Source organism: Pontimicrobium sp. MEBiC01747 (assembly GCF_053601635.1).
Map to the genome: position 1 here is coordinate 1 of NZ_JBSHNS010000307.1, position 8496 is coordinate 8496.

Annotated in this window: 9 protein-coding genes; 7 read left to right on the plus strand and 2 right to left on the minus strand. The window is 31.3% G+C overall.

Translation table 11 applies throughout. From position 1 onward, the window contains the following. Window positions 1-288: 288 nt before the first annotated feature. Window positions 289-486: a Lacal_2735 family protein gene (locus ACVC2P_RS10130; protein WP_452598360.1), complete on the plus strand. Its 198-nt coding sequence runs from the start codon at window positions 289-291 to the stop codon at window positions 484-486. Here the strand turns inward: ACVC2P_RS10130 and ACVC2P_RS10135 are convergent. Together ACVC2P_RS10135 and pyrF are read right to left on the minus strand one after the other, a co-directional pair. Next, window positions 469-1272 carry an ABC transporter substrate-binding protein gene (locus ACVC2P_RS10135; protein WP_452598361.1) on the minus strand — a complete coding sequence of 268 codons (804 nt, stop codon included), beginning with the start codon at window positions 1270-1272 and terminating at the stop codon, window positions 469-471. The genes ACVC2P_RS10130 and ACVC2P_RS10135 overlap by 18 nt on opposite strands. Window positions 1273-1296: 24 nt before the next feature. Further along, entirely contained in the window at window positions 1297-2118 is an 822-nt protein-coding gene (gene pyrF, locus ACVC2P_RS10140) for an orotidine-5'-phosphate decarboxylase (RefSeq protein ID WP_452598362.1), read from the minus strand. 684 nt (window positions 2119-2802) lie between these two features. On the opposite strand from pyrF, the gene ACVC2P_RS10145 reads away from it, so the two are divergent. From ACVC2P_RS10145 to ACVC2P_RS10170, 6 genes are all read left to right on the plus strand, one after another. Further along, on the plus strand, window positions 2803-3345 hold the full coding sequence (locus ACVC2P_RS10145) for a YybH family protein (RefSeq protein WP_452598363.1): 543 nt from the start codon (window positions 2803-2805) through the stop codon (window positions 3343-3345). A gap of 167 nt (window positions 3346-3512) precedes the next feature. Beyond that, window positions 3513-4790, plus strand: coding sequence for a diaminopimelate decarboxylase (lysA, locus tag ACVC2P_RS10150; protein ID WP_452598364.1), 1278 nt, complete (start codon window positions 3513-3515; stop codon window positions 4788-4790). Window positions 4791-4800: 10 nt separating this feature from the next. Continuing rightward, window positions 4801-5061, plus strand: coding sequence for an acyl carrier protein (locus ACVC2P_RS10155; protein ID WP_452598365.1), 261 nt, complete (start codon window positions 4801-4803; stop codon window positions 5059-5061). 230 nt (window positions 5062-5291) lie between these two features. Next, window positions 5292-6872 (plus strand): class I adenylate-forming enzyme family protein, encoded by a 1581-nt coding sequence (locus ACVC2P_RS10160; protein ID WP_452598366.1) that lies wholly within the window; start codon window positions 5292-5294, stop codon window positions 6870-6872. Between the two features lie 2 nt (window positions 6873-6874). Next, window positions 6875-7765 (plus strand): alpha/beta fold hydrolase, encoded by an 891-nt coding sequence (locus ACVC2P_RS10165; RefSeq protein ID WP_452598367.1) that lies wholly within the window; start codon window positions 6875-6877, stop codon window positions 7763-7765. 13 nt (window positions 7766-7778) lie between these two features. Next, window positions 7779-8496 (plus strand): DUF6733 family protein (locus ACVC2P_RS10170; RefSeq protein ID WP_452598368.1); only part of this gene is annotated, 718 nt, incomplete at its 3' end.

An 8496-nucleotide genomic window follows, 5' to 3' on the forward strand; every position in this document is an offset into this window, starting at 1 on the left:
GTCTAACATTAACATAACATTATAAAAACTAAACTAATATACTTTTGTACAGCAAGTAGATTTTCTCACATATTACTTGAATTAGTTAATTTAGTAATATAAAACCAATTCTATATAGAATTGGTTTTGTGTATTTGGTAATATATTAATGAAAATTAATACTAGTAAAAAAACACTAAGTATTATATCTTTTTCTAATAAGCGCCTCATACAGCAAAAAAACATAAAGCTAACTTTTTAATTATCAATAAATAACGTATATTTAATACAATATAACCAACTAAATAAATGAAGCGTAAAGATCTATTAAAACAGCACCAGCAAAAACTTAACAAGCGCTACAAGCAACTTGTTGAGCAAGCTTATAATTTAAGGCAAACAGACCATGCTTTAAGCGATGACTCTGAATATAAAGCAATGAAACTGCTTAATAAGTTAAATAAATTAAAATTTCTTTCTAGAGAGAATTCACAGCCTATTTCTTAAAGTTTTAAAGTAATCGAAAGCTTTCACTAATCTAGAACCATACCAAGAGAAATATTCTCCATCTACAAATATTGTTTTTGCATGGTGAGAAACTCGACCAACTTCAAACGCATGTTCATCTTTAAAAGGGTAAGGTTCGCTAGACAGTAGTATTAATTCTGGATCTCCTTCTAACTGAATTTTGTTTATATCTACTTCTGGATAGCGCTCTAAGTTTCCATAAATATTTTCGAACTTATTAAGTGTTAGCAAATAGTTTATAAATGTTGTATTACCTGCTACCATCCAAGGGTTTCTCCAAATAAAATAAGCCACTTTATACGATGGTTTATTGTTTATATAAGCAAGAAAATCATTAAGATTAAATGTTATTTTATTGGCTATTTTATTGGCCTCAGTTCTTTTATTAAATAAAACACCATATTGGGTAATTAGCGCTATACAATCTTTTATTGTAAATATATCTGAAACATGTACCGTACATATAGCGTTACAGGCTTCAACTATTTCCTTTGTATTTTCTTCTTTATTACATAGAATAATATCTGGATTGAGCGCCTTAATTTTATCAATTTTAATATTTTTAGTTCCTCCAACAATAGCTTTTGTACTTTTTAAATGATATGGATGTACACAGAACTTTGTAAGCCCTACTATTTGCTCTTCTAATCCTAGATCGAAAAGCAATTCTGTTTGAGATGGCACTAAACTCACTATGCGCTTAGGCACTTGTTTCAAAACAAGCTCCTTCCCTATTTGATCTACTATTTTTACAGTTTTTTCCATTTAGAAAAAATAATAGATTCTTGATTAATTCTTTGTTAAAATAAGTTCCATTTGTTGTTGTAGTTCTTTTGCTTTTTCTGCAGCAGCTTCAGCAAAATCAACTTCATTAGAAGCATAGATAATGCCTCTAGATGAGTTTATTAATAAGCCTACGTTTTTATTCATACCATACTTACATACATCTTGTAAGTTCCCGCCTTGTGCTCCAACACCAGGGACTAATAAAAAAGAGTCTGGAACTATGGCTCTTATTTCTTGAAAATATTCTGCTTTGGTAGCCCCAACAACATACATCAAGTTTTCAGCATTTTGCCATGTTTTTGAGGTTTCTAATACTTGTTTATACATTTCCTTTTTACCTTCGATGGTTTGGGTTTGAAAATCAAAAGCGCCTTTATTTGAAGTTAAAGCTAACATAATTGTATGTTTATCTTTAAAGTCTAGAAAAGGTTCTACAGAGTCCTGCCCCATATATGGTGCAACAGTAACGCTATCGAATGCTAAATCTTCAAAAAATGCTTTAGCATACATAGTACTTGTATTACCTATGTCTCCTCGTTTGGCATCTGCAATTGTAAATTGCTCTGGATATGTTTCATTTAAATATTTAATTGTTTTTTCAAGTGCTTTCCAACCTTTTAAGCCATAAGCTTCATAAAATGCTGTGTTGGGTTTGTAGCCCACACATAAGTGGTGTGTGGCGTCTATAATAGCTTTATTAAATGCAAATATTGGATCCTCTTCTTGTAAGAGGTGTTTGGGTATTTTGTTTAAATCCACATCTAAACCGATGCATAGAAAAGATTGCTTTGTTTTTATTTGGTTAACCAAATCTGTAGTAGTCATATTTTAAGCTTCTATATAAAGTTATATATATTAAAAAAACGATTCTCTTTTTTTAAAATTCATGGAAACAAATATACTAGTATTAAATAAGCTATCATACTTTAATATAGCTCATAACTTTGACCCTTTTACAATTTCAAAAAAAACATTTTGTTTTTAAGCCTTTTACTCTACTTTATGCTGATGTTATTTTATCGTTAAATATTCATAATTGTCAGCTTGCTAACACTATATTAAATAAAAAAATGTATACCTAATTTATTCGACAAAACGCATATTTACACGATTAAAAGCAATTTGAGTTATGTAAATTTGATCTTGTAATTTTATAGATGTAACTGTTTGAGTTTTTTCTAGATAAAAATTTAAATGTGATCTAGACACATTTTGTATACAGATACACAATAAATTTTACATATCAACATATTCACTATTATCTGTTTTAGCTACTCAGAATAATATTAATATTTTGATTTTTTTAGTACTAAAATTGGAATCCCTTTAACCAATTAATTGTATGTAAATACACATGCAGTTATATTTCATTCCCTAACTGAGCAGAAGAATTCCTTATTATTTTTAACGACATTTAAGATTACTTACATTGTATTATATGCTAAATATAATGGTATCGCTTATGTAAATTTTTGTCGTAATTAAACATTAATTTAACTTATTAAAACAATGAAACACTTTATAAATAAAGCAACTATTTTAGTTGCTACTCTTGTAATAATAGTAATGTATTCGTTTAAGGCTACATCTACAAATAAAAAAAACATAGAGATAAAATACAAAAACTCTATTGTAAGCTATTATGGCTCTAAAACGGTAACAGAAAAAGAGCTACTAAAAAATGCTAAACTTATAGATATTGCAGATAGACGTTTTGAAACGAAATGGCAAAACAAAGATGCAAAGGGCATCTCTGAAGAATACACCACTAAAGATGCTGTTTTTATGAAACCTGGTAAGAAACCCAGACTAGGCAGAAAAGAAATTGAAAAAGAGTTTTCTGAAAGTGTAAAGGCTGTAGATAGAGTAGAATTCTTTCAAGATGAACTAGAATTTTTTGGTGATATGGACGTTGCATTTCAACGTTGCCACATGCTAGGTTACGTTAATTCTAAAACCGAACATGTATTCGAAGGCTCTTATGTTATTCTTTGGAAAAAAGAGAAGAATAATTGGCTTATTGAATACGACATGTTTAATTCAGACAACTAAAAACAACAATAACACACTAGTTTTTAGGTAAAGTTTCAGTTAAAAGAAACAATTATATGTTTTGTTTAAAAAACAAAGCACAGAACTTTCTATGCTTTTTTTCTACTCAAAAGCAGACTACACTGAGAATTTTAAAGATCTATTAGACTAGTACAAATACAATAATTATGAATACACAACACTCAAAAATTGCAGCTGCTGCAAGAAAATATGGCACACCTGCATACATATATGATGGAGAAAAACTAGTAAACAATTATTACATGTTAAGAAATGCTTTACCTAATTGTGTCGACATTTTCTATGCACTAAAGGTTAACCCAAACATGTCTTTAGTAAAGCTATTACGTTCTAAAGGCGCATGTACAGAAGTTTGCTCTGTTACCGAAATGGAAATAGCGTTAAAAGCTGGATCTACTCCAGAAGACATTATTTTTCTAGGGCCTTGCAAAAAAGATTACGAACTAAAAAGAGCAATTGATCTCAATATTTTTGCCTTAGTTGTAGAATCTGAAGATGAGCTTACTCGTATTTCTAACTTTGCGAAAGAATCTAATAAAACTGTAAATATAGCAATACGTATAAATCCAGATTTTTCGGCTGAGGGTTCTCCTTGGAAAATGGGTGGACGACCAACTCAATTTGGAATAGATGAAAAACATGCTATTGAAAACTTTGGAACTTATTTAAAAACACCCCATGTTAATATTAGAGGCATACATGTATACAATGGAACTAGCATATTAGATGCTAAATCTGTCTACGAAAACACTAAATATATTTTAGGTTTATACCGCACTATAACCAAGCGTTACAATACAAAATTTACAATGGTAGATATTGGTGGCGGTATGGGGATTCCTTATTTCCAAAACCAAACACCATTAAACATTGATGAGTTTGCTAATTTAATGAAGCCGCTTTGTAATGCCTTCCATGAGGAGTTTCCAGAAACACGAATTATAATGGAGTCTGGTCGTTATATTATTGGTACAGCTGGCCACATGGCTGTAGAGGTCAATAACATTAAAATTAACCACAATAAAACTTATGTAGTTACAGATGGGGGTACAAATTGTCACTCGGCAGCAGCTGGTTCAGGCCGTGTTGTAAAGCGTAATTTTCCTATGTTAAATATTACAGCTCCTACAAACGCAGAAGAAAAAGAATACCAAGTTGCCGGCCCTTTATGTAGCCCAGATGATATTATTGGTAGAAATATAAAACTTAAAGAAGTTAAAGTTTCAGATATTTTAATAGTAGAATCTTCAGGCGCCTATGGCCCTACTTCTTCACCAGGTCTTTTTCATAGCCATGGGTTTCCTGCCGAAGTATTGTTATACAAAGGTAAAACTCATTTAATACGTAAAAAAGATACTGCTAAGACTATCATGGATATGCAAATACTAGTAGACTTTAAAACTCCAACACCAATTTTAAATTAATTAAGACATCATGGACACAGCAATATTAAACACTATAAAAGAAGGGTTAATGGACAGCATCCCTAACCTAAATAAAGATTCAATCACTCTAGAATCGCATTTAAAAAATGATTTAGGAATTGACTCTTTATCCTCTATGTTCTTTTTAACATATTTGGAAGATAACATCAATGGATTTGAAGTGAATGCAGATACTATTGAAGCTAAACATTTTAACACATTACAAACTATTTATGATTATGTTTTATCTGAGGTTAAACAATTAACTTAACCATTTAAGAAGTAAAGAGTACTTGCCTTCCTGTTTAGTTCTTTTGCTATATATAGTGCAGGATACTCTTTACTTTATTCATTTAATTAAGCAACTTCAGTCTATAAAATAAAGTATAGACACGCATTAACTACTAGATTATTTTAGATACACCGAAAAATACATATCTAGATAGCATAGATTTTTATTGCATAAACTGAAGTTAATTCAAACTTACAAAACAAATAATTATGATAACTCAAATGCAACAATTACTAGAGCAAAGTGCTGGTAAATATCAAGATAAAACTGCAATTAGTTTTTCTAAAAAAGACTATTCATTTACAGCCATAGAGCATGAGTCTAATAACCTAGCTTGTTATTTTCAAACTTTGGGCATACAGCGTGGTGATAGAATTGTTATTTTATTAGGTAATACTATTGAAACCATTATTTCCTTCTGGGCCATTTTAAAAGTTGGCGCTATAGTAATTCCAGTTGGAACAGAAATGAAAACAGATAAAATAGATTATATTTTAAATGATTCTAGAGCTTCAATATTAATTACAAACGAAACTATTGCTCTAGAAAACAAAGCCATTTTTAAAGCTCATAGGTTAAAGAAAGTCCTTATTTCTAATCTTACAAAAGCACAACCAGAACCTTGGATGGAAGCTTTTGAAAATGCTTTAGTTACAAATTCTAACACTTTAATCCCTTCAGGGGTAATAAGCATAGACCTTGCTGCCATTATATATACTTCTGGGTCTACTGGAGAGCCAAAAGGTGTCATGCATACGCACGATAGCATGCTTGCAGCAACACACTCGTTAAATACTTATCTAAGTTATAATTATAAAGACAGGGTGCTCTGCGCACTACCGCTTTCATTCGATTATGGTTTATACCAAATGATTATGTCTATTTCAACTGGAGCTACATTGGTATTGGAGAAGGAATTTACATGGCCTATTTTTTTATTAAAGAAAATAGCTACAAAAAAAATAACCATATTGCCAGGAGTACCAACTATGATTATGCTTCTGCATGAACAAAATAAAGTTAAAAATTTCGATCTCTCTAGTGTTAGAGCTGTTACCAATACTGGAGCTGCTTTAACTAGAACAAATATTGAAATGATAAAAACGTTATTTACCAATGCAAAAATTTTTTCTATGTATGGGCTTACTGAATGTAAGCGCTGCACTTATTTACCTCCTGAAGAGATTGACTCTAAAATAGATTGCGTAGGTATTGCTATACCAAATACCGAATTATGGCTAGTAGATGATGATAACAATAAAATAACAACACCTCATCAAATTGGGCAACTTGTTATTAGGGGCGCTACTGTTATGAAAGGGTATTGGAACAAACCAAGCAAAACTGCCGAAAAGTTAAAAACTGGAATTTATCCTGGAGAACAAGTACTCTATACTGGCGATTATTGCTCCCTAGACGAGGATGGATACCTTTACTTTAAGGGTAGAATGGACCATATGATTAATTCAAGAGGTATTAAAGTAAGTCCTAAAGAGGTTGAGGATTTTATTGGAACGCTTCCAGAAATAAATGCTGTTGTTATTACAGGAATACCACACAAAGATTATGGAGAAGCTTTATTTGCTTTTGTTGTTTTAAAAGAAGCTCAAAATATTAGCGAAATGTCTATTATTCTTGAATGTAAAAAGGCTCTTGAAGCATATAAAGTTCCAGAGCATATTTCTATAATACCTGCAATGCCCAAAACACCAAACGGAAAGTTTAATGTTATTGCATTAAAAGCCATGGCTTTAGAATTCTTAAACAGTAATATTAAAACTCAAATCTAGCTATGGATACATTAATTTCTAATAGATTAGATATTACCGTTAACGGATTTTGTTTAAAGGCTAAAACATGGGGAAAACCTAACGGCAAGCCTATTCTTGCCATTCATGGCTGGCTAGATAATGCTAATTCGTTTAATAAAATTGCCCCGTTATTAAATGACAATTTATATATAGTTGCTATAGACTTAGCAGGTCATGGCTGGTCTCAGCATCGTGAAAATAATGGAAATTATTATTTATGGGACTACGCTACAGACCTTTTAAATTGTATAGATACATTAGGGTGGAAAACGTGCTCTATCTTGGCGCATTCTTTAGGTACTGGTGTTGCTTCTATAATTGCTGGAGCTTTTCCTAACCGTGTAGACAAACTCGTTTTTATAGATGGTTTAGGAGCTCCTTTTGTTTCAAAAGAAAAGAAAATAGTTCTCGATTTTAAAACTGCTTTTCAGCAACTTAAAATGGCAAAAAAAACCAAACTTTATGGTTTTTCTCCTAAGGACACTATAACTTTTAAAACTAAAGCAGATGCCATTAGAGAAAGAATGGATAATGTTATTAGCCCTATTTCATACAATGCATCTAAGGCACTTATAGAACGTGGGGTAATAGAAGTTTCTGGCGGTTATCGTTGGTCTCACGATCCCAAAATAGCATTACCAAAGTTTCATAACATAACAGAAGCGCAAGCGCAGCAATTTATTAAGCATATAAATTGCGATACGCTCCTAATATTAGGCAATCAAGGTCTTTTTTCTAACAATCTATTCCATTCTAGGTTAAATCTTTTTAAAAAGGCAACTACGCATTGGCTAGATGGTAACCATCATCTGCATTTAGAAGAGGCTCATAAAACTATTGCCGAATTAACAAACCAATTTTTTAAATATTAAAATATACATTACAATGAAAAAATTAATTATAATACTATTAGCACTTTCACTACCGGCAAGCTTTGCTTATAGTCAAGAAACTGAAAAATTAGAAAAAAAGAAAAAAGCCACTTTTGCTACTAAAATAGTGCAAAATACTGCTGCTGGTTTTTTTCCCATTTTCTTTGGAAACTTTGAAACCAATAAAAACTTCGATATTACAATGTACAGTATTTTCTGGACCAATGGCGCCTTTGGTAATGGGGATGGAAATGACCTTTTATTTGAAGTAGCTGCTGGTCTAGGATTTAAATTATTAAATAATAAACTATACCTCAATCCTTCTCTTGGGTTTGCATCTGGTAAATGGCTATCTAATGACACAGGGACAAAAGTAGGTGAGGGTTTTATACCTAGTCTTTATGTAAATTATAATGATGCTACTTTTGATATTGAAGGTTTTTTAGAATATTACAAATCGATTAGAGGTAATGATGACATAAAGACCAGAGACTTTATATTAAACTGGTTTGCTCCTGGCATTAAAACTGGAAAACGGGTAGTTATTGGTGCCTATTATGAAACTTTAGATATTACCAGAAATGAAGATGCTCCAAATAATCTACAAATTTATCAATGGCTAGGCGGGTCTGTTAAATTGAAGTTCGATAAAGGTATCGCTTTTAGAATTTCTGCTGGTAGAAACTTAAATACAGATGTGGGGCTATCTGACGAGTTTTATAGAGTATCTG